Annotated in this window: 14 protein-coding genes; 7 read left to right on the top strand and 7 right to left on the bottom strand. The window is 72.7% G+C overall.

The window, feature by feature from the left end; genetic code table 11:
• Nucleotides 1-489: 489 nt before the first annotated feature.
• Entirely contained in the window at nt 490-1050 is a 561-nt protein-coding gene (locus ACIPSA_RS24660; RefSeq protein WP_402638125.1) for a MarR family winged helix-turn-helix transcriptional regulator, read from the bottom strand.
• Nucleotides 1051-1190: 140 nt separating this feature from the next.
• On the opposite strand from ACIPSA_RS24660, the gene ACIPSA_RS24655 reads away from it, so the two are divergent.
• A complete protein-coding gene (locus ACIPSA_RS24655; RefSeq protein ID WP_402638140.1) occupies nt 1191-2465 on the top strand; it encodes an MFS transporter in 1275 nt (424 codons plus the stop codon).
• A 49-nt stretch (nt 2466-2514) separates the two neighbouring features.
• Here the strand turns inward: ACIPSA_RS24655 and ACIPSA_RS24650 are convergent, their stop codons facing one another.
• From ACIPSA_RS24650 to ACIPSA_RS24640, 3 genes are all read right to left on the bottom strand, one after another.
• Nucleotides 2515-3357 (bottom strand): class I SAM-dependent methyltransferase, encoded by an 843-nt coding sequence (locus ACIPSA_RS24650; protein WP_402638124.1) that lies wholly within the window; start codon nt 3355-3357, stop codon nt 2515-2517.
• Between the two features lie 32 nt (nt 3358-3389).
• Nucleotides 3390-5048, bottom strand: coding sequence for a SpoIIE family protein phosphatase (locus ACIPSA_RS24645; protein ID WP_402638123.1), 1659 nt, complete (start codon nt 5046-5048; stop codon nt 3390-3392).
• 212 nt (nt 5049-5260) lie between these two features.
• Entirely contained in the window at nt 5261-6640 is a 1380-nt protein-coding gene (locus tag ACIPSA_RS24640; RefSeq protein ID WP_402638122.1) for an NAD(P)/FAD-dependent oxidoreductase, read from the bottom strand.
• 381 nt (nt 6641-7021) lie between these two features.
• On the opposite strand from ACIPSA_RS24640, the gene ACIPSA_RS24635 reads away from it, so the two are divergent.
• Entirely contained in the window at nt 7022-7771 is a 750-nt protein-coding gene (locus tag ACIPSA_RS24635; RefSeq protein WP_402638121.1) for a TetR/AcrR family transcriptional regulator, read from the top strand.
• 196 nt (nt 7772-7967) lie between these two features.
• Entirely contained in the window at nt 7968-9905 is a 1938-nt protein-coding gene (locus ACIPSA_RS24630) for a sigma-70 family RNA polymerase sigma factor (protein ID WP_402638120.1), read from the top strand.
• 1 nt (nt 9906) lies between these two features.
• Here the strand turns inward: ACIPSA_RS24630 and ACIPSA_RS24625 are convergent, their stop codons facing one another.
• A complete protein-coding gene (locus tag ACIPSA_RS24625) occupies nt 9907-13209 on the bottom strand; it encodes a BTAD domain-containing putative transcriptional regulator (RefSeq protein WP_402638119.1) in 3303 nt (1100 codons plus the stop codon).
• 170 nt (nt 13210-13379) lie between these two features.
• Nucleotides 13380-15455: an asparagine synthase-related protein gene (locus ACIPSA_RS24620; protein WP_402638118.1), complete on the bottom strand. Its 2076-nt coding sequence runs from the start codon at nt 15453-15455 to the stop codon at nt 13380-13382.
• A 694-nt stretch (nt 15456-16149) separates the two neighbouring features.
• Between ACIPSA_RS24620 and ACIPSA_RS24615 the strand changes: the two genes are divergently transcribed.
• The 4 genes from ACIPSA_RS24615 to ACIPSA_RS24600 all read left to right on the top strand — a co-directional run bounded on the left by ACIPSA_RS24615 (nt 16150) and on the right by ACIPSA_RS24600 (nt 21087).
• The gene (locus tag ACIPSA_RS24615) at nt 16150-17574 is read left to right on the top strand and encodes an MFS transporter (RefSeq protein ID WP_402638117.1); all 1425 of its coding nucleotides are present in this window, start codon (nt 16150-16152) and stop codon (nt 17572-17574) included.
• A gap of 105 nt (nt 17575-17679) precedes the next feature.
• Complete coding sequence (gene lhgO / locus ACIPSA_RS24610) at nt 17680-18897, top strand: L-2-hydroxyglutarate oxidase (RefSeq protein WP_402638116.1); 1218 nt, start codon at nt 17680-17682, stop codon at nt 18895-18897.
• Between the two features lie 41 nt (nt 18898-18938).
• Nucleotides 18939-19763, top strand: coding sequence for a tRNA (guanosine(46)-N7)-methyltransferase TrmB (gene trmB, locus ACIPSA_RS24605; protein ID WP_402638115.1), 825 nt, complete (start codon nt 18939-18941; stop codon nt 19761-19763).
• Nucleotides 19764-19773: 10 nt separating this feature from the next.
• Nucleotides 19774-21087 (top strand): PrsW family intramembrane metalloprotease, encoded by a 1314-nt coding sequence (locus ACIPSA_RS24600; RefSeq protein WP_402638114.1) that lies wholly within the window; start codon nt 19774-19776, stop codon nt 21085-21087.
• A gap of 25 nt (nt 21088-21112) precedes the next feature.
• On the opposite strand, the gene ACIPSA_RS24595 is transcribed toward ACIPSA_RS24600, so the two are convergent.
• Nucleotides 21113-22057 (bottom strand): aldo/keto reductase, encoded by a 945-nt coding sequence (locus ACIPSA_RS24595; RefSeq protein ID WP_402638113.1) that lies wholly within the window; start codon nt 22055-22057, stop codon nt 21113-21115.
• Between the last annotated feature and the right edge of the window lie 42 nt (nt 22058-22099).

The raw sequence follows: 22099 nt of genomic DNA, 5'->3' as shown, positions 1-22099 counted from the left end.
CTTTGTACTCACCCTCTCGGGCTTTCCTCCGGGCGCTTCCCTTCGGTCTTGCGTTTCCGACTCTATCAGACCTTTTCTCGATCCGATTTCCTCGGCGCTTTCCAGGTTCCCGCTCTCGCGTTCCCCTTTCCGGCGGTTCCGACTCTATCAGATCCTTTCGGCCCTGATTCCCAGTCAGCGGGGTTTGTCTTCTACGGCTGTTGGGCCGTTCCGACGTCCCAAACCTTAGCGGATTCTCCCGGCGATTCCCAATCAAGTCTTCCGACCTGACCGGACGTCACCGAGTCCCATTAATCGGATTGAATTCGGGCACACCGAAAACAACCCGGCTGGGTGATCGTGCTGGTGGTTTGGATTGCCGCTGTCGCGGCGGGAGTTGCTGCCGAAGAGCCGTTACAGCTCTGTGGCAACCCGAAGAACTGTACGGATCCGAGAGGGGGCTGTCAAGCACTCCCTGTCAAGATCTTTTCTTCGAGGGGTCCGACCAGGTCAGTCCAGGTCGCTGAGGCGCCCACCGGCATCCGGCTGAGCGTGTTCCACCCGGCGCAGGAGGCGGGTGAGTGCCTCGCCGAGGACCGTCCGCTCCTCCGGGGAGAGGTCCTGGAGGAGGTCCTCCTCGAAGACGGAGGCGAGACGCATGGCCTCCAGCCACTTCTCACGGCCTTCGGGAGTCAGCTCCACGATCACCCGAACGCGGTTGGACTCGTCCCTCTCACGGGTGACAAGACCTTCCGCCACCATCCGGTCGATCCGGTGGGTCATCGCCGCCGGCGTGAGGCCGAGGCGCTTGGCGAGGTCGCTGGGACCCATCCGGTAGGGGGCGCCGGAGAGGACGAGGGCCTTGAGGACCTCCCACTCGGCGTTGCTGATGCCGAGAGCTGCGGTCTGGCGGCCGTAGGCGACGTTCATACGGCGGTTCAGGCGGGACAGCGCCGAGACGATCTTCTCGACCTGGGGGTCGAGGTCCTGGAACTCGCGCTGGTAGGCGGCGATCTGCTCTTCGAGGGTCGGCTCGCTGCCGATGCCGAGGCTGCCGGGGGTGTCACCCATGGGCGCAAGTATCGCATGGGGTCGCTTGGCGTCGAAGTCCTTGGATGTGTACTCTTTAGCTTCGAAATTTATCTTCGAAGTCTTCGGTTCTAAGTACTGATACATGCAACTACCTGAGAGAGGTGAACGTGACCAGGGCGATGGGCGCAGCGATGCGCCGGATCCACGTGGGCAACGCACTCAGCGCGTTCGGGCTCGGCTTCACCGTCCCCTACCTGTACGTCTATGTGGCGCAGGTGCGGGGGCTCGGTGCCGTGACGGCGGGGCTCGTTCTCGCCGTCTTCGCCGTGGCCGCGCTCATCGTGCTGCCGTTCGCCGGCCGGGCGCTCGTGCGGCGCGGCCCGCTGCCGGTCCTGCTCACCGCCCTGGTCATGGCCGCGCTGGGCGCCCTGGGCCTGGGCCTCGCGGGCAACGTGCCGGCCGTGCTCCTCGCGGCGGCGGTGCTCGGGGCCGGTCAGGCCGTGATGCAGCCGGCGCTGGCGACGATGATCGTGGACTGCTCGTCGACGGAGACGCGGTCGCGGGCGTTCGCGACGCAGTTCTTCCTGCAGAACCTCGGTCTCGGGGTCGGCGGGCTCATCGGCGGTCATCTGGTCGACACCACGCGTGTCTCCTCCTTCACGCTGCTGTTCGCGATCGAGGCGGCGATGTTCCTGCTGCTCGTCGTGATCATGTCGACGGTGCGGATCCCGCGCTCGCCGCGGATCGGGGACGCTCCGGCGCGGTCGGCGAAGGGCGGCTGGAAGCAGTTGCTCGGCAACCGGGCCATGGTGCAGCTGTCCGTGCTGGGCTTCGTGCTGTTCTTCGCCTGCTACGGGCAGTTCGAGTCCGGGCTGGCTGCGTTCGGTGTCGAGGCCGCGGGGATCTCCACCTCGGCGCTCGGTACGGCGCTGGCCGCGAACACCCTGATGATCGTGGTCGCGCAGTTCGCCGCGCTGAAGTTCGTCGAGCGCCGTCGCCGGTCCCGGGTGATCGCCGCCGTGGGGCTGATCTGGGCCGTGGCGTGGGTCGTGGCCGGGTACGCGGGTCTCGGGCACGGCAGCCGGGAGATGGCCGCGGCCGCGTTCGTGTCGACGTACGCACTGTTCGGGCTGGGTGAGGCGATGCTGTCGCCGACCGTCGCCCCGCTGGTGGCCGATCTGGCGCCGGAGGGGATGGCGGGGCAGTACAACTCCGCCTTCGCCCTGGTGAAGCAGCTCGCGCTGGCCGTGGGGCCGGCGGTGGGCGGGCCGATGGGGGCCTCGCTGCACGCGCCGTACATCGTGACGTTCCTGCTGTTCTCGCTGGGCATCACCGTCCTGGCGCTTCGGCTGGGGAGGCGGCTCACCGCCGTACAGGATCAGCCCTGGCAGGCGCGGAGCCGGGTTGTCGCGCGGGCTGCGGCGCCCGTGGAGCCGGTGGTCGCCGAGGCGTGAGCCGGACGTGGGCGGCCGTCACCTCCGGGTGGCGGCCGCCTTCGTCGTGTCAGCGGACGGCGGTCGCCAGGATCGCGGTGAAGGGGAGTGTCATCGTGCCTCCCCCAGTGCCTGAAAGGCCTGGGGGGACCCCCAGGACCCGGTCGGCGAGGCGGGCGGCGACCGAGCGGCCCGCGGCGACGAGCGTCTCCTCGCCGTGGGCGTCGGCGATCTGCTGGCCCCAGGGCAGGACGGAGAGATGGCCCGGGGCGAAGTCCGCGAGCGGGGGCAGGGAGATTCCGAAGGTGATCTCGTGTGCCGTGACGTCGTGGCAGCCCGCCTTGCCGAGAGCGTCGGTCAGGCGGTCGGCCGTGCAGGCGAAGGCCGTGGTGAAGGCGGCCGCGGCCGCGTCACCGCCGTACTCCTTGATGGCTTCGTACTGGGCGGTGAGGTACGGCGAGAGGCTCATGCCGGCCCAGACCGTGGCCGCGAAGCGACCGGAGGGGCGCATGACACGGGCCGTCTCCGTGAGGGCCTCGGTGAGGTCGGGGAAGAACTGGGCGCCCTGTTGGCAGACGACCGCGTCGAAGGTTGCGTCGGGGTAGGGGAGCCGGTCGGCGGGGGCCTCGGTGAACTCGATGTCGGGGTACAGGCGTGGGTGATGGGCGACGGCCACCTTGAGCATGCCCGCGTTGACGTCGGCGCCCCGGACGCGGCCGGTGGGGCCGACCTGGGCGGCGGCCGCGCGGGCGGCGAAGCCGGTGCCGCAGGCGAGGTCGAGGACGACATCGCCCGGGCACAGGTCCACGGCGTCGAGCAATGCCGTCGTGAAGGGCGCCATCAGCGGCGCGACGTACTGCTCGTAGCGCTCGGGGGCGCTTCCCTTGAGTTGAAACCCCGGTTCGTCTGCCATGGGGAGCTAGTAGCACCGCGGAGCGGGTTCGCCTAGGTGGCGCGCGGCAACACGAACTCGCACCACACCGCCTTTCCACCGCCCGGGGTCCGCCGCGATCCCCAGTTCGAGGCGATCGTCGCGACGATGGCGATGCCCCGGCCCGACTCGTCCCCCGGTTCCGCGCGCCGCCGGCGCGGGAGGTGGTCGTCGCCGTCCGTGACCTCGACGATCAGGCGGCGGTCGGTGCGGCGGAGCCGCAGGCGCATGGGCGGGGTGCCGTGCTGGAGGGAGTTGGCGACGAGTTCGCTGGTGGCGAGGACGCCCAGGTCGTGCAGGTCGGCGGGGAAGCGCCAGCTGGTCAGCACGCCGGAAGCGAACGCACGCGCGCGTGGGGCCGCTTCCACTCCGCCGAGGAGTTCCAGGGCCGCGTTGCGGAAGAGCTCGCCGTCGGAGCCGGTGCGGGCGGGGTGCTGGAGGACCAGGACCGCCACGTCGTCGTCGTGGTCGGCCATGACGCCGGCCGAGCGGACGAGGCGGTCGCAGATCACCTGGGGCGTGCCCGTCGCGCCGGCCAGGGCCCGCTCCAGCGACGCGATTCCCTCGTCCAGGTCCTCGTCCCGGCGTTCGACCAGACCGTCGGTGTAGAGGACCGCGGTCGAGCCGGGGCCCAGCGGGACCGAGCCCGACGCGTGCATCCAGCCGCCCGTGCCGAGCGGGGGGCCGGTCGGCTCGTCGGCGCGCAGCACCGTGCCGCTCTCGTCGCGGACCAGGATGGGCAGGTGCCCGGCGGAGGCGTACACCAGCCGGCCCTCGTTGGGGTCGTGGATGGCGTACACGCACGTGGCGATCTGGTTGGCGTCGATCTCCGTGGCGAGGCCGTCGAGGAGCTGGAGGACCTCGTGCGGGGGCAGGTCGAGCCGGGCGTACGCGCGCACGGCCGTGCGGAGTTGGCCCATGACGGCCGCCGCCCGTACTCCTCTGCCCATCACGTCGCCGATGACCAGAGCCGTGCGGCCGCCGCCCAGTGTGATCACGTCGTACCAGTCGCCGCCGACCGCGGACTCGGTGCCGCCGGGCTGGTAGGTCGCCGCGATCCTCAGGTCGTCCGGCTGTTCCAGTTCCTGGGGGAGGAGGCTGCGCTGCAGGGTCACCGCGGTCTCGCGCTGGCGGCGTTCGCTGGCGCGGAGGCGCTCGGCGGCCTCGGCGTGGTCGGTGACATCGGTGGCGAAGACCAGCACCGCGCCGTCGCCGCCGTCCCGGTCGCCGTGTTCGGCGGCCGGGGTGCAGGTGAAGGTGTAGGAGCGGCCGTCGGGGGCCTTGCGGGACTTGAGCGTGCGGGGCTTGCCGCTGCGCAGGACCTGGTCGAGGAGGGGGAGCAGGCCCAGTTCGGCGAGCTCCGGGAGGGACTCGCGGGCCGGCTCGCCGAGCGGGCGTTCGCCGAAGGCCGCAACGTAGGCGTCGTTGACGTACGCGATGCAGTGGTCGGGGCCGTGCACCAGGGCGACGAGGGCCGGGACGCGGTCGAGGACCTCGCGCGCGGGGAGTTCGTCGACGGCGGGCACGGGCGGTTCCTCGTCGGTCAGTTGTTCGGCGCGGGCCGCGGGCACGGAGCCTTCCCCCCGCCGGTCCGGGGAGACCGCGTGCTCGGTCCGCGCTGCGGCGCGGCGCTGCGTTCCGGGGAGCCGGGCGCTCCAGCGCGTGAAGTTCACGAATCCTTGCCTCGTGTCGTCGTCGTCGGCCAGCACCGGATCCGGCCGGGGTCGGGGGGGTTGCCCCGGGAATTGCGGTACTCGGGAAGAAGCCTCATGGGTGCTGCGGGCGGGCGGGTGCCCGTCCACGGTCGTGGGGCAGTCTGGCAGGGTGGCCGACCGCGGCGACATCCGTCAGACGCCGGGGCGGCCCGTGGAGTTCCTCGGTCCGGTCAGGACGACCCCTTCGGGTCGTCCGAGGGGTTGTCTTGAGGCTTTCCACCGGCCGCGAGTTCGAACTCCGCGCGGGGATGTTCGAGTGACCCGAGGGAGACGACCTCTCGTTTGAAGAGCCCGGACAGGGTCCATTCGGCGAGCACGCGGGCCTTGCGGTTGACGGTGGGCACCCTGCTGAGGTGGTAGACGCGGTGCATGAACCAGGCAGGGTAGCCCTTCAGCTTGCGTCCGTAGACCTGTGCGACCCCTTTGTGCAGTCCGAGCGAGGCGACGGAGCCGACGTATCGGTGCGCATACGTGTCGAGGGGCTCGCCGCGCAGGGTGTGGACGATGTTGTCGCCGAGGACCCCGGCCTGACGGACCGCGTGCTGGGCGTTGGGGGCGGTCTCCCTGCCGGGCTCCCCGGCGGTGACGTCGGGGACGGCGGCGGCGTCGCCCGCGGCCCATGCGTGGTCGACGCCGTCGACGGTCAACTGTGCGGTGCACTTGAGGCGGCCGCGGCCGTCGAGCGGGAGGTCGGTGGCGGCGAGCACCGGGTGGGGTTTGACGCCGGCGGTCCAGACGACCGTACGGGTCGGGAAGCGCTGGCCGTCACTGAGTACGGCGATGCGGTCGGCGCAGGATTCGAGACGGGTCCCCAGGAGCACCTGGATGTTGCGGCGGCGCAGTTCGGTGATCGTGTAGCGGCCCATTTCCTCGCCGACCTCGGGAAGGATGCGGTCGGAGGCCTCGACGAGGATCCACTTCAAGTCCTCGGGCTGGACGTTGTGGTAGTAGCGCGTGGCGTAGCGGGCCATGTCCTCCAGTTCGCCGAGTGCCTCGACTCCGGCGTAGCCGCCGCCCACGAAGACGAAGGTGAGGGCCGCGTCGCGGATCGCGGGGTCTCGGGTGGAGGAGGCGATGTCCATCTGCTCGATGACGTGGTTGCGCAGGCCGATGGCCTCCTCGACGGTCTTGAAGCCGATGGCGTACTCGGCGAGACCGGGGATGGGGAGGGTGCGCGCGATCGAGCCGGGGGCGAGAACGAGTTCGTCGTACGTCAGGTACTCGGCGCCCTTGCCCTCCTCCTGGGTGGCGAGCGTGGTGAGGGTGGCGGTCCGCTTCGTGTGGTCGACGGCGATCACCTCGCCGATGACGACGTGGCACTGGTCCAGGACGCGGCGCAGCGGTACGACGACATGACGAGGGGAAATCAAACCGGCGGCCGCTTCGGGAAGGAACGGCTGATACGTCATGTACGGATCCGGAGTGACGACAGTGATGTCGACGTCGCCCCGCCTGAGCTCCTGCTTCAGCCTCCGCTGCAGGCGCAGGGCCGTGTACATCCCGACGTAGCCGCCGCCGACAACGAGAATGCGCGCACGTTCCTTCACCATCCCATGACGCACCCGGCGCTCTTGTTTGTCCACAGCCCCGGCAATTTGTGTGACCGACGGCCGGGCGTGCGCGGGGGCGCCGGGGCCGCCGGAGCGGGGAGAAAGCGGGCAGGTCAGCGGGGGCGGACAGGAGGGCGCGAGGGTACACAAACGGGACGTATGTGCTCCGTACTCCGATCGAGGGGCGCTCCGTGCGGAACCTGCCCCTTCTGAATTGACCCCCTCTCAACTATGTTCGTGTGTCGACGGGGTGTAGGGGATGTGGTCGAGCGGGTCCGCGACGGGCGGTCCCGGTCACGGAACGGGACCAGTTCCGCGCACTCCGGACTCAGTGACGGGGAGAGTCTCCGGGGGGAGACGTCATTAACCGGGGGAACGCTTATGCATATTCAGGACACTCATTGGTCTTCCGCGTCGGCCATCGCACCCGGTGGCGGGGCGGTGGCCGCGACGGCGGGAAACGGACGCGCGGACGGGCCGCGCTCGACGCCGCTGCGGGTGGACGCACAGCGCAATCTGGAGCACGTGCTGCGTGCGGCGCGCGAGGTCTTCGGCGAGCTGGGTTACGGCGCGCCGATGGAGGACGTGGCGCGGCGCGCGCGGGTCGGTGTCGGCACGGTCTACCGGCGCTTCCCGAGCAAGGACGTGCTGGTCCGGCGGATAGCCGAGGAGGAGACCTCCCGGCTGACGGACCAGGCGCGGGCGGCGCTCGGGCAGGAGGACGAGCCGTGGTCGGCGCTGTCCCGCTTCCTGCGCACATCGGTGGCCTCGGGCGCCGGGCGGCTGCTGCCGCCGCAGGTGCTGCGGGTCGGGGTCCAGGAGGACGGCGCCGACGAGGCGCGGGTGCCGCAGCAGCGGACCCAGCCGGCGGCCGGTGAGCTGCGGCTGGTGTCCGAGCAGCCGTCGGCCGCCGTCGACGACGCGGGCGCGGCGGCGCTGCTCGACGTGGTGGGCCGGCTCGTGGAGCGGGCCCGTGCGGCAGGCGCGCTGCGGCCGGACGTGTCGGTGTCCGACGTCCTGCTGGTCATCGCCACGGCGGCGCCGTCGCTGCCGGACGCGGCCCAGCAGGCGGCGGCCTCGGCACGGCTGCTGGACATCCTGCTGGAGGGGCTGCGGTCGCGCCCCGCGTGACCGGTGGAACCTGGCCAAGTTCCGGGCGGGGCGGGCAGGTTGAGCCCTCCCCGTCCGGGTGACGGCGAGTACCGCCGAGCGGCAAGTCCCCTCGGATGAGTGGACGGTCGCGCTCGGGGGGTCCTGAACGAAAGCCGGTGTGGCAGTCTGACCCGTGTGATCGGGTCGGGCTGGCAGGCGTCGGGGGCTATCCGTGATGGGCGTTGACGGGTGGGACGAGTCCCTCGGTGACGGTGACGCGGAGGCCGGCGGGCTGACCTCGCCTCAGGTACCCAGCCAGGGCGGTCGGACGGACGTGCCTCGGCCCGCCGGACCGGCCCAGGGCAGCGTCCCGGCGCAGCGCGACGGCAGTGCCCTGTCGCCGCCACGCGAGCCGGTGCCGGCCGACGGCGAGCTGATCAAGCGGATGCGCGCGGGCGACGACAGCGCGTACGAGGAGCTGTACCGGCGGCACGCGGACGCGGTGCGCCGGTACGCCCGCACCTGCTGCCGTGACGCCCACACCGCGGAGGACCTGACCGCCGAGGTCTTCGCCCGCGTGCTCCAGGCGGTGCGCGGCGGCTCGGGACCCGAGCACGCCGTACGCGCCTATCTGCTCACCTCCGTGCGGCGCGTGGCCGCGCACTGGACGAGGTCGTCCAGGCGCGAGCAGCTCGTGGACGACTTCGCGGTGTTCGCCGCGCACGCTTCGCGGACCTCCGAGGTGTCGGACGAGGGCACTCTGGATCCGGGCGCCGATGTGCGGGCCATGCACGAGGCCGAGCAGTCCATGGCCATGCGGGCTTTCCGCTCGCTGCCCGAGCGCTGGCAGGCGGTGCTGTGGCACACCGAGGTGGAGGACGAGTCGCCGAGCGAGGTGGCCGTCCTCTTCGGGCTGGACGCCAACGGCACGCGTGTGCTCGCCAGCCGCGCCCGCGAGGGCCTGCGGCAGGCCTATCTGCAGGCCCACGTCAGCGCCGCGCTCGCCGGCGACGAGGAGTGCGCGCGCTACGCCGACCAGCTCGGCACGTACGCGCGCCGCAAGCTGCGCATCCGTGCCGAGCGTGGCCTGCGCAAGCATCTGGAGGAGTGCGCCAGGTGCCGGCTGGCGGCCGCACAGATCGAGGAGGTGGCGGGCGGGATCCCCGCCGTCGTCCCGGTCGCGGTCATCGGCTGGTTCGGCGCCGCCGGGTACGCCAAGGCACTCGGGATCATCGCCGGTGGTGCCGGGGCGGGGGCCGCGGGCGCCGCGGCGAGTGGGGGCTCGTCCGGCGGGGCGGGGGCGGGCGGTGGTTCGGCGGTCGCGGAGGGGCTGGCCGCGCCGGTGAAGGCAGGTGTCGCGGCCGGTGTGGTGGCGGTCGGGGTCACCGCGGTGGCGCTCGCGCTGATGCACGACAGTCATCCGGCCAAGGAGGTCGCCAGGCCGTCCTCGTCGCCGCAGGTCGTCCAGCCGGAGTCTCCGGCCCCCACGCCTTCGAAAAAGGAACCCGGGCCGAGGACACCGGTCGTCGCCCCCGCGGCGGCCGCGATGCCGGCTCCCACGCCGACGCCGAATGCCACCCCGTCGCCCACGCCCAGGCAGAGCCCGGGGCAGATCCCAGGCTCGACACCGAACCCGACTTCGACGCCGGCCCCCGCACCGACCTCCGCGCCCGAGCCGACGCCGAGGCCCACGCCGACGCCGACACCCACTCCGACGCCCGCTCCCCCGCCGGCACCGGTCGTGTACGAGTGGAGCGACCTGCGGTACGACGTCAGCGGTGACGGCAGCAGGCCCGAGATGCGGCTGGCCGAGAGCAGCTGGGTGTGGCGGCGCTACGGCCTGTCCGTCGCCGAGAAGCAGTACGCGCGCGGCGTGACCGTCCACGGCGACTCCTCCGTCACCGTCGACCTCAACCGCGAGTGCTCCGCGTTCGACGCGATGGCAGGCGTCGACGACCTGAACCTGAAACTCGGGAAGGTCTACTTCTCCGTCTACGCGGACGGCACCCGGCTGTGGCGGTCCGGGATGGTCAAGGGCGGGAACCCGGCCGTCCCCGTCCATGTGAACCTGGCCGGGCACAGGACCGTACGGCTGGTGGTCGAGCCGCACAGCAACGCCTTCGACTCCGTGACGCTCGCGGACTGGGCCGAGGCGCGGTTCACCTGCCAGTAGGTCAGCCGCGGGCCGGCCGGCCGCCGGTGGAGGTGGGCGTCCGGTCCAGCTCCCGCAGCACGTCGTCGACGGTGAAGGACGCTCCCCGGGTGCGCGCGGCCGCGTAGTCCTCGGCGGACAGCTCCGCGCGGGCGGTGGCGTCGACGCGTTCGGCACCGGTGCGATCCGGTTCGGGGCGCAGATGCCCGTCGCGCCAGTGGTCGGCGGCGGTGAACAGCCGGACCGCGCCCGCCAGGTCGCCGAGCCGGGCCAGCAGGTCGGCCGCGGTGTCCACGAGTACCGCGGTGATCGCCTCGGCGCACCGCCGCTCCACGGCCTCGCGCAGCACTTCGGCCACGATCGGCAGCCCCTGCCCCGGACCGGACTCGTCGGCCGTGATCAAGGCCTCGACCACGCCCAGGGCCGCCGTGAACTGGGGCGGCGGGGTGCCGCCCCGTGTCGCCGCGCGGGTTGCCTCGAACAGCTCGCGCGCGCGGGCCATGTCACCGTCGTGCTGGGCGATGTGCGCGCGCAGCAGCAGGACGAACGCCCTGGACTCCGCCACGCCGTACTGGTCGGCGGCCGCGCCCGCCTCGTCCAGGGCGGCCAGTGCCGCCGTCCGGTCGCCCGAGCGATAGGCGATCTCGGCGAGCCGCGCGATCAGGAACGGCGACTCGGCGTAGGCGCCCACCTCGTAGGCGAGTCGCAGTGCCTCCTCGTACTCCCGCCCGGCCTCCTCGAACCGGCCGCGCGCCATGTCCGCCTCGCCGGCCGCGCTGCACACCTGGGCCCGCATCCAGCGGTCCCCCACGCGTCGGCTGAGCACCCGCAGTTCCGCCAGGTCCTCGTCGACGCCCCGCAGATTGCCGGGGGAGTCGACGACCGTGTGGGCGCGGTACATCAGGGTGACGCCGACCGCCCAGTCCTCGCCGTGGGCGCGGCAGTTGGCGACTGCCGCGTCCAAGTCCGGTCCCAGCTCCACCGGGCCGCCCAGATAGTAGGAGGTCAGTGGCCACAGGATGCCCGGCATCCGGGCGGCGTGCGGCCCCCCGGTCTCGTAGGCGGCCCGCACGCGCGCGACGTACTCCGGGGCCCGCTCGTCCGTCCGCAGTTCCTCCGAACCGGACTCGGACGTCAGGAACATGTGGAGCATCCGGAGATCCATGCGCAGGGCGCGCAGCGGATGCCTCGCATCGGCGTCGGGGGCGGCGAGGAAGGCGCCCACCGGGTCGGCCGAGGCGACGAGCCGCTCCAGGGCGTCCGCCGGGGCGCCGTCGGGCAGGGTGTCCAGGGCGACGCCCAGGCGCAGTGCCGCGCGCACCCAGTCCCCCGCCTCCTGGCGGTAGTTGCGCAGCCACCAGAACCATCCGGCGGCCAGGACGATCGCGCATGTCGCCTCCTCGTCGCCGGCGCGCAGCGTGCGGTCGAGGGCCGCGCGGATGTTGTCCAGCTCGCCCTCCAGGCGGGAGATCCACGGCATCTGCGCCTCGGACCGCAGCAGCGGCTCCGCCCGCTCGACCAGGGCGCGCACCCACGCGCGGTGCCGCAGCTCGGCCTCCGCGCGCAGCCCGGGCAGCTCGGCCGCGCGCTCGGTGGCGTACTCCTGGATGGTCTCCAGCAGGCGGTACCGCATGCCGTCGGAGCCGTCCGGGCCGCCCGGCGCGGCGACGACGAGGGACTTGTCGACGAGTGCCCCGATCAGCTCCGCCGCCGGGCCTGTGCACACGGTCTCCGCCGCGGCGAGGTCCCAGCCGCCGGCGAACACCGACACCTCGCGCAGCACCGTCCGCTCCCGTTCGTCGAGCAGCTCCCAGGACCAGTCGACGACGGCGCGCAGGGTCTGCTGGCGGGGCAGGACCGTGCGGCTTCCGGAGGTGAGGAGGCGGAAGCGGTCGTCGAGGCGGTCGGCGATCTGCCGGGGCGTCAGCAGCCGCAGCCGGGCGGCGGCCAGCTCGATGGCCAGGGGGAGCCCGTCGAGGCGCCGGCAGATCTCGTCGACCGCCTCCGTGTCCCGGAGCACGGTGGCGGCGTCGGGACGGACGGCCGCCGCGCGCTCCTCGAAGAGGCGGTGCGCCTGCTCGGGGACGAGTGGCTCGACCGGGCGCACCGACTCACCGGGGACGCCCAGGGGTTCACGGCTCGTGGCGAGGATCGTGAGCCCGGGGCAGCGGGTGAGCAGCGTCTCGGCGAGGTCGGCGGCCGCGCCGATGACGTGTTCGCAGTTGTCAAGGATCAGGAGTCGGCTGCGCTGGGCGCAGTACTCGACGAGCAGGGCGACCGGGTCTGCCTGGGGGCTCGCCAGTTCGTTGGTCATGAGCACGGTCTCGCGCAGTCCGAGCGCGCTGACCACCGCGCCCGGTACCGCCTCGGGCCGGTCGAGCGGGGCGAGCTCGACCAGCCAGGCCTGCGGGAGCCCGGCGGCGGCCTCCTCGGCGAGCCGGGTCTTGCCCGAGCCGCCCGGTCCGGTAAGGGTGACGAGGCGGGCCCTGCGCAATTCGGAACGAATGGCCGCGAGCTCGGGTTCCCGGCCGACGAAGGACGTCAGACGGGGGCGGATGTTGCCGGTTCGTTCGCGGGACTGGACAAGGGGGGAGTGGGCGGGAGCCGCCTCCTGCGTGAGCAACTCCGAGTGGAGGGCTCTGAGTTCCGGTCCGGGGTCGGCGCCCAGGCCGTCGGCGAGGGTGCGGCGCGCGGTGTCGTAGGCGGCGAGGGCGTCGGCGGGGCGGCCGGTGTCGCGCAGGGCCCGGATGAGGAGGGCGTGCATCGGTTCGTCGTACGGGTGGGCCGTGGTCAGTTCCCTCAGCTCCGGTACGACGTCGTGGGCGCGGCCGAGTTCGAGGGCTGCGGCGGCTCGGGCGCGGGTCGCCTCCAGGCGCAGGGCCTCCGGGCGGGTCGCGGCGGTGCGGTCGGGGAGGTCGGCGAGGGCGGGGCCGTACCAGAGGGCGAGGGCCTCGGTGAGGGCACGGAAGGAGGCGACCGGGTCACCCCGGTCGAGGGCGGAGGCGCCCTCGCGCACCAGCCGCTCGAAGACGTGGAGGTCTATGTCGTCCCGGGTCGCCGCGAGGCGGTAGCCGCCGGGGTCGGAGGTGACGGTGTGCTTTCCGACGGTACGGCGCAGGCGGCCGACCAGTGCCTGGAGGGCGGCCGGGGCGTCCTGGGGCGGGTCGTCCGCCCAGACCTCGTCGATCAGGGTCTCGGGGGTCGTGGTGCGGCCGGGGCGGAGGGCGAGGGCGGTGAGCAGGGCGCGGAGGCGGGAGCCGCCGATGGGGATGGGGGTTCCCTGGTCGTCCGTCGCTTGGGTCAGGCCCAGGATTCTGTACCGCACCGGGTCATTGTCGCCGGGGGTGCGACGCGGGGCGATGGGGTTTCGATTGCCGTCGGGCGATCGACCGCCCGGTGCTGGGCGGGGGTGGGTCGCGCGGCCCCGGAGCTTGCGGGCCTCCCCCGAGCTCTTGAGGGGAGGCACGACTGCCCGCAGCCATGCGGGTACCCGGCTCAGCCGCCGGAGGCCAGCGCCCCGCGCCTCGGCGTGATCCCGGCGGGCACCGCACGCGCGCGTGCCGGGGTGCCGGTCCAGCAGGTCCCCCGACGCGCCAGCAGCCGGTGCAGCCACAGCTCCAGGGAGACCAGGTCGGCCAGGCCGTCCAGCGGCAGTGGCTCGCCCGCCGCCGCCCCGCGGAGGGCCTTGCGCACCACGCGGGCCTCGATCAGACCGGCATCGGCGAGCAGGGGGGTGGTGAACAGGGAGACGAGGGAGTCGGCGGCCACGCGCAGGCCCGTGCGGGCGGCGGCGGCCGAGGAGGCGTGGGAGGGGGCGCCCCAGCCGGGCGGGAGGTCCGTGACGCCCGCGCCCTCCAGGACGGTACGGAGGATGGCGGCACGGGCGCCGGGCTGCACCCGGAGGGCCTCGGGGAGTTCGCGGCAGGCGCGGACCACCTGGTTGTCGAGGAACGGGGCGTGCAGGCGCTGGGAGCGGATCTCGGCGGCCTGTTCCAGCACCCGGATGTCCGCCGCGTACCGGGCCAGCGCCGCACGCGCGCGGTAGTCGCCGGGGCGCTGGCCGGGGCCCACTCCGGAGCGGTTCGCCGAGCCCTGGAGGAGAACCGATACTTCAGCGAGCGCCTCGCCGGTCAGCCAGCGCGCCGCGGGCCCCGGTCTGGCCCAGGTGAGCGCCGCGAGGGACGCTCCGACCGCGCCTCCGGGTTCGTCGAAGCGGCGGCGCAGGAGGCGTTCGGCGAGCACTTCCACGCCCGCCCGGTACGGCGTCCGCGCCAGCCGCCGTGCCGCGCTGTACACGCGCGCGGGGACCATCACCGAGCCGTCCGCCCTGGCCAGTGCCGCGACCGGGCGCACCAGATGGCGCCGTTTGCGGTCCATCAGGAGGTCCGCGAGGCGGGCCGGGTGGGCGTCCAGGACCTGGCGGGCGCCGTAGCCGGTGAAGTGGTCCGCGCTGCCCGACGCCAGGCGTGCGCGATGGCGGCCCGCCGTCACCAGTGACGGTGCCGGTTCGTCCGTCAGCGGGCCGTCCAGGTCGGCGTACGGCAGCACCTCCTCGCCGCCGGCCACCACGACGTGGTGCAGGCGCGGGTTGGCCGCGAGCGTCCCCGCCCGCTCCAGCTCGGCCTCGCGGCCGCCGACGGCCAGGTCGTTGAAGGTGACGGCGAGCAGCCGCTCGCCGGAGCCGGTGCCGTGGCCGAGGACCGTGCCCGGCCTGCCCGGGAGGCCGGCGGCCAGCAGGGCCAGCGTCCCCGAGGCAGGGCCCCCGGACAGGTCCGCGCCGATCCCGGGCACGGGCATCCCGCGCGCGGCGCGCCGTTCGGCCGGTCCCATGCCGGGCACCGGGCCGGGGTCGATGCCGGGGACGTGCCGGGGTGCGGAGAGGCGGGCCCGCACCGCCTCCACGAGCGCGTCCCGCACGGCGTCCACGGCGCTGTCCGGGTCTGCCGAGGGCGCCGCCACCGCGAGGGAGGTGACCGGCTCGTACCCCGCGATCTCACGTGCTCCGGCGCGCAGGATCAGCGCATGCCCCGGCGGAACCCGCCGCACACCCTCGTACGGCGTCGAGTCGTGCAGCGCGGCCGGTACGTCGGGAGCGGCGAGCAGCGCCGCGAGGTGGCCGAAGTCGAGGTTGGCCTCGATGAGGTCGGCGAGCGGAAGCGCGGCCGTCGCGTACGCCGTGCCGCCCGCCCAGGGAGTGTGGAACACCGGCCGGGCGCCCGCGAGATCGCCGCAGACGGTGACGCGGCGGCCGACCTGGACGACGGCCGTGTAGCTGCCGGGCCAGGCCGTCAGATGCCGAAGTGCCCCTCCGCGCGCGGTGAACAGGCCGAGCCGCAGTTCCTCGTCGGAGGCGCCGCAGGTGCCCAGGACGGCGATCCGGTTCTGCGCGTCGGCCTCCACCACGCGTACCTCGTCCGGGCGCCAGTCGCCGACCGCCCACAGGGGATCGGGGTCGCCCCACAGGAGCTGGGAGCCGACCGGGTGCACGGTCTCGCCGTCGTGACCGGTGGCGCCGGCGGAGCCGATTCCGGCCGCAGCGGCGGTGCTGCTCCATCCCACCAACCACCGCATCGACGCCTCCACAGGCTGTGGACAACCAGTGCACCGTACGAACCGGTTCACCATGCTGCCATGAAGAACGCGCCCCCGAGGGGCTACGGCGCCGCCTTCGGCCGATGACACGCGCCCATGCGCGCGTGCCCGCACAGAAGCGAACCCCCGTACGACACAGGGGAACTGCGACTCGAATGCGCCCCCGGTACGCTCCCCCAAAACGCCTTTCGCGCCCTCAACTTCCATGGTGGGAGCCGTAATCGCCCGCGAGAGACGGGGTCGATTTTCAGCCAAATCGGCAGCGGCGGGACAGGCTTGCGCACGCTCCGTACAGGCTCGGCGCGGTGCACGGACAGCGCGCAGTCCGGGAGGCGGGCATCGCCTCCCGGACCGGTCCGCCACCCGCGGGGATGAAGGTGGCGGTGTCCCCCAGCCCACTGGATCCAGTACAGCGGGCCGACCCACGCACGATCCATGGAACCGCTCCCCGCATGGCCGGAGAAGAGCGCACGGACAGGCGCACGGCCACACGGCGGGGGCACGCCGCGACAGCCCGTGCACGGTGCGTAAAGGGCCCGCGCCTCCGCGCGGACCACAATCCCGCCATCCGGAACAATGCCCCTTAACGCTTGGGATGCGGCGAACTACGCTGGGTTTACGAATGCCGCGTGGTTATGCCAGCGCGGCAGCCGTCTGTGTCGAGGGGTGGCGCATGTCCAGGGAGCAACGCGGGCCGAACGAAAAGCTCGGCGCCGTTCTCGCCCTCGCGGGAATCAGCAACGCAGGGCTCGCGCGACGCGTCAACGATCTTGGCGCTCAACGCGGGTTGACTCTTCGCTACGACAAGACGTCGGTGGCGCGCTGGGTGTCGAAGGGCATGGTGCCGCAGGGCGCCGCGCCGCACCTCATCGCCGCCGCGATAGGCCAGAAACTCGGCCGCCCGGTGCCGCTCCACGAGATCGGCCTGGCGGACGCGGATCCCGCGCCCGAAGTGGGCCTCGCCTTCCCCAGAGACGTCGGACAGGCGGTGCGGTCGGCGACGGAGCTCTACCGTCTCGACCTCGCCGGACGCCGGGCCGGCTCCGGCGGCATCTGGCAGTCGCTGGCCGGATCATTCGCGGTGAGCGCATACGCAACGCCCGCCTCACGGTGGCTGATAACCCCCGCCGACAGCTCGGTGGCACGCGAGGCGAACCCTTCCGAGGGCTCCGGCGCACCGATCAAAGTCGGCCACAGCGATGTGCAGAAACTGCGGGAGGCCGCCGAGGACGCCAGGCGCTGGGACTCCAAGTACGGAGGCGGCGACTGGCGTTCGTCCATGGTGCCGGAGTGCTTAAGGGTGGAGGCGGCGCCGCTGCTGCTCGGCTCGTACTCCGACGAGGTCGGCCGGGCCCTGTTCGGGGCCTCCGCCGAACTCACCCGGCTCGCGGGCTGGATGGCCTTCGACACGGGCCAGCAGGAGGCCGCCCAGCGGTACTACATCCAGGCGCTGCGCCTTGCGCGCGCGGCCGCCGACGTCCCCCTCGGTGGCTACGTCCTGGCGTCCATGTCGCTGCAGGCGACCTACCGGGGCTTCGGCGACGAGGGCGTCGACCTCGCCCAGGCCGCCGTGGAGCGCAACCGGAGTCTTGCCACCGCCCGCACCATGAGCTTCTTCCGCCTGGTCGAGGCACGCGCGCACGCACGCGCCGGTGACGCGCAGGCGGCCGGCGCGGCCCTGAAGGCCGCCGAGAGCTGGCTGGAGCGGGCCCGGGAGGGCGACAACGACCCGACCTGGCTCGGCTTCTACTCCTACGACCGGTTCGCCGCCGACGCCGCGGAGTGCTACCGCGATCTGAAGGCACCGCGGCAGGTCCGGCGCTTCACCGAGCAGGCATTGTCGAAGCCGACGGAGGAGTTCGTGCGCTCGCACGGGCTGCGGCTGGTCGTCTCGGCGGTCGCCGAACTGGAGTCGGGCAATCTGGACGCGGCGTGCGAGCAGGGCGTACGGGCGGTGGAGGTGGCCGGGCGGATATCGTCCGCGCGCACCACGGAGTACGTGAAGGACCTGCTCCACCGGCTGGAGCCGTACGGCGACGAACCGCGCGTGGTCGAGTTGCGGGAGCGGGCGCGGCCGCTGCTGATGGCCCCGGCCTGAGCCTCCCGGCACCGGCACCCCGACACCTCCCGGGTTTGAAGGCACTGTCAGTGGCGTACTGCACTAAGGAATTGTCAGTGGCGCAGTGCACTATCGAAGCCGGAGGTGGTGCAGGTGCGGGAGGGCGCGTACGACTGCGACGTGCTGGTGATCGGCGGCGGGATCGTCGGTCTGTCGACGGCGTATGCGATCACGCGTGCCCGGCCGGGCACGCGGGTGACGGTGCTGGAGAAGGAGCCGGGTCCCGCCCGGCACCAGACGGGGCGCAACAGCGGCGTCATCCACAGCGGGATCTACTACCGGCCGGACTCGCTCAAGGCGCGGTACGCGGTGCGTGGCGCCGCCGAGATGGTGAAGTTCTGCGCGGAGTACGGCATCGCGCACGCCGTCACCGGCAAGCTGATCGTCGCCACCGAGCGGGAGGAGCTGCCCCGGCTGCACGCGCTGGTGCAGCGCGGCCGGGAGAACGGGATCCCGGTGCGCGAACTGGGCGCCGCGCAGATCGCGGAGTACGAGCCGGAGGTGCGGGGACTCGCGGCGATACACGTCGGGACGACCGGCGTGGCCGACTTCGTCGGGGTCGCACGGCAGCTGGCGCAGGCGTCCGGGGCGGAGATCCGCTACGGGGCACAGGTCGTGCGGGTGGACCGGCGGCCGGAACTGGGTGTCGCCGTGCGGACAGCGGGCGGGGAGATCGTGCGCGGCCGGGTGCTGGTGAACTGCGCCGGGCTGTACTGCGACGAGGTGGCCCGGCTGACCGGGGACGAGCCCGAGGTGCGGATCGTGCCGTTCCGGGGGGAGTACTACGAGCTGGCGCGGCCCGGACTGGTGCGGGGACTGGTGTATCCGGTGCCGGATCCGGCGTTCCCGTTCCTCGGGGTGCATCTCACGCGCGGGATCGACGGCGGTGTGCACGTCGGCCCCAACGCGGTGCCCGCCCTGGCCCGCGAGGGATACGGGTGGGGGGTCGTGCGGCCGCGTGAGGTGGCGGGGACGCTGGCCTGGCCCGGAGCGTGGGCGATGGCCCGGCGGCACTGGAGGTACGGGGCCGGGGAATTCCGGCGCTCGGTGTCGAAGGGGGCGTTCACTCAGGCGGTGCGGCGGCTGCTGCCGGCCGTGGAGCCGGGGGACCTGGTGCGGGCGGCCCCGGGGGTGCGGGCGCAGGCCGTCCTGCGGGACGGGACGCTTGTCGACGACTTCCTGATCCAGGAGGGGGCACGGGCCGTGCATGTGCTGAACGCTCCGTCGCCCGCGGCCACGGCATCGCTGCCGATCGGGAGGGAGGTGGCGCGCAGGGCACTGGCCGTGCTGGGCTCGCTGTGACGGAATGCCCGTCTCACCGCTCGCGTAAAATCGGTCCCACTGTGGCTGACTCGCTGAACACCCCCGAACCTCCCCGGCACGTCCCCGGCGCATCCGTCCGGCACACCCGCGCCAAGGGCGAGCCCCGCTTCCCCGACGGGCCCAGGGCCGATCCCGCCGGATCGCACTTCGAGCGGCGGATCCGGAGCTTCCAGCCACGGCGGAGCCGGGTGACCGCGGGGCAGGCGGACGCGCTGCAGCGGCTGTGGCCCAAGTGGGGGCTCGACATCGACGGGCAGCGGATCATCGACCTGGGCGAGCTGTTCGGGAACGACAAGTCCGTCGTGCTGGAGATCGGTTTCGGCATGGGCGAGGCCACCGCACAGATGGCCGCCGGCAACCCCGACCTCAACATCCTCGCCGTCGACGTGCACACCCCGGGGCAGGGCAACCTGCTCAACCTCGCCGACCAGGGCGGGCTGTCCAACGTCCGCGTCGCGAACGGCGACGCGATCATCCTGCTCCGCGAGATGCTCGTCCCCGACTCGCTCGACGGACTGCGCGTCTACTTCCCCGACCCCTGGCCCAAGAAGCGGCACCACAAGCGGCGGTTGATCCAGCCGGAGTTCCTCAGCCTCGCCGCGACCCGCCTCAGGCCGGGGGCGATCGTGCACTGCGCGACGGACTGGGAGCCGTACGCGGAACAGATGCTGGAAGTACTGACCGCCCACCCGGACTTCGAGAACACCCGGCCGGACGGCGGTTTCGCGCCGCGTCCCGACTTCCGGCCGCTGACCCGTTTCGAGGGCCAGGGACTGGACAAGGGTCATGTGGTGAACGATCTGCTCTTCCGACGCGTACAGCACCGGGAGCAGCAGCGACGTTAGGGTCAATGCCGTGGCCACCTTCCCCCCGTATCCGACGCACCCCACCGACCCGGTCGACGGTGCGCTCCGGCACCCTCACTGGTGGCAGCGCAAATGGGTGCGGTACGGGGCACTGATCACCCTGCTCGCGCTCTCCGGGCTCGTCATCCTCGCGCTCGTGCGCGAACAGACCGGCACGGAAGGGTTCCTGGTCGGAATCGGCCTCGCCGTGCTGCCGGTGCCGCTGCTCATAGCCGCCTTCCGCTGGCTCGACCGGGTCGAACCCGGGCCCTGGCGGAACACACTCTTCGCGTTCGCGTGGGGCGCCTGCGCGGCGGCGCTGATAGCCATCGTGGCCAACAGCTTCGCGACGAGGTGGATAGCCACGGCCACCGCCGACCCGGCCGGCGCCGACACCCTCGGCGCCACCGTCATCGCACCCATCGTGGAGGAGTCCTCCAAAGCGGCGGCCGTGCTCCTCGTCTTCCTGTTCCGCAGACGGGACTTCACCGGGATCGTGGACGGCGTGGTGATAGCGGGGGTCACCGCCACCGGGTTCGCCTTCACCGAGAACATCCTCTATCTCGGCACCGCCTTCGGCACCGACCAGCTGACCGGCGACCGCGGCATCGCCTCCGTCACCGCCGCCACCTTCTTCGTGCGCGTCGTCATGTCCCCGTTCGCGCACCCCCTCTTCACCGTTCTCACCGGCATCGGCTTCGGCATCGCCGCGCTCTCCGCCGAGCGGCAGCACGTGCGGCGCGTGCTGCTGCCGCTCGGCGGACTGCTGCTCGCGATGAGCATGCACGCGTTCTGGAACGGCTCCTCGACCTTCGGACCGTACGGATTCTTCGCCGTGTACGGGGCGTTCATGGTGCCCTCGTTCGGGCTGCTGACCTGGCTGGCGATCTGGACGCGGCAGCGCGAGCTGCGGACCGTACGGGAGGAGCTGCCGGCGTACGTCTTCGCCGGGTGGCTGGGCCCCGCCGAGCCGTTCGTGCTCGGCTCGATGCGGGCGCGCCAGATGGCCCGGGACTACGCCGGCCACCACCTGGGCAAGCCGGCGGCGCGCGCCGTGGGGCAGTACGAGGCGTACGCGACGAAGCTGGCGTTCCTGCGGCGCCGCGGGCTGCGGGGCCGTGCGGGGGCCGACTACGTGGCACGGGAGCGGGAGTTGCTCGCGGAGCTGTGGGAGCTGCGGCACGTCGCACGTCCGGCGATGGAGTACGCGGCACGGACGGCCGCGCCACGGCCGGTGTACGGGCCACCGGTGCCGTACGGGATGCCACTCCCGTACGGATACCCGACGGCGCCGTATCCCGCATACAACCCCTACCGGTCGTAGCGGGCCGGCAGGAACGGCAGGCCGGTTACGCCGACGCCTCCGTCAGCCTCCCCAGTTCCTCCTCCGACAGCCGCAGCTCGGCCACTTCCAGCAGCGCCGGAAGCTGCTCCACCGTGCGTGCCGAGGCGATCGGGGCCGTCACCGTCGGCTGGGCGGCCAGCCAGGCGAGGGCGACCGTGGCGACAGGAGCCCCGTGCGCGGCGGCGATCTCGTCCAGCGCGGTGAGCACCCGTGGGCCGCGCTCGGTGGCGAGGTGCTTCGCGGCGCCCTGGGCACGCGCGCTGTCCACCGTCGTACCGGGCCGGTACTTGCCCGTGAGGAAGCCGGCGGCCAGGGCGAAGTACGGGACGGCCGCGAGGCCGCTGCGGATGACGACGTCCTGCAGGGGGCCCTCGTAGGTGTCGCGGGAGACGAGGTTGTAGTGCGGCTGGAGCGCCACGTACCGCGCCAGGCCCTCGCGGTCGGAGAAGTCCAGGGAGGCCTGGAGGCGCTCCGGGGTGATGTTGGAGGCGGCAATGTGCCGTACCTTGCCCGCCTTCACCAGCTCGTCCAGCGCGCCGATGATCTCCTCGACCGGCACTTCGGGCTTGTCGAAGTGGGTGTAGTAGAGATCGATGTAGTCGGTGTCCAGGCGGCGGAGGGAGGCGTCGGCCGCGGCCCTGATGTTCGCGGCGGACAGGCCCTGGAAATCGGGGTGCTGGCTCACCTTGGTCGCGATCACCACGTCGGAACGGTTGCCGCGGGCCTTGGTCCACTTGCCGACGATCGTCTCGGACTCGCCGCCCGTGTGGCCCTCGACCCACGCCGAGTAGGAGTCCGCGGTGTCGACGAAATTGCCGCCGGCGGCCGCGTAGGCGTCCAGGACGGCGAAGGAGGAGGCCTCGTCGGCGGTCCACCCGAAGACGTTGCCGCCGAGGGCGAGCGGGAAGACCTCGAGGTCGGAGGAGCCGAGTTTACGAAGGGAAGTCATGTTCTGTGACAACGGCCACAGCAGAACGGAAGATTCCGGACG

The sequence above is a fragment of the Streptomyces sp. NPDC086549 genome (assembly GCF_044746205.1).
Lineage (GTDB): Bacteria > Actinomycetota > Actinomycetes > Streptomycetales > Streptomycetaceae > Streptomyces.
Note: the sequence above shows the minus strand (reverse complement) of the source record. Positions and strands in the feature narration are given on the sequence as shown.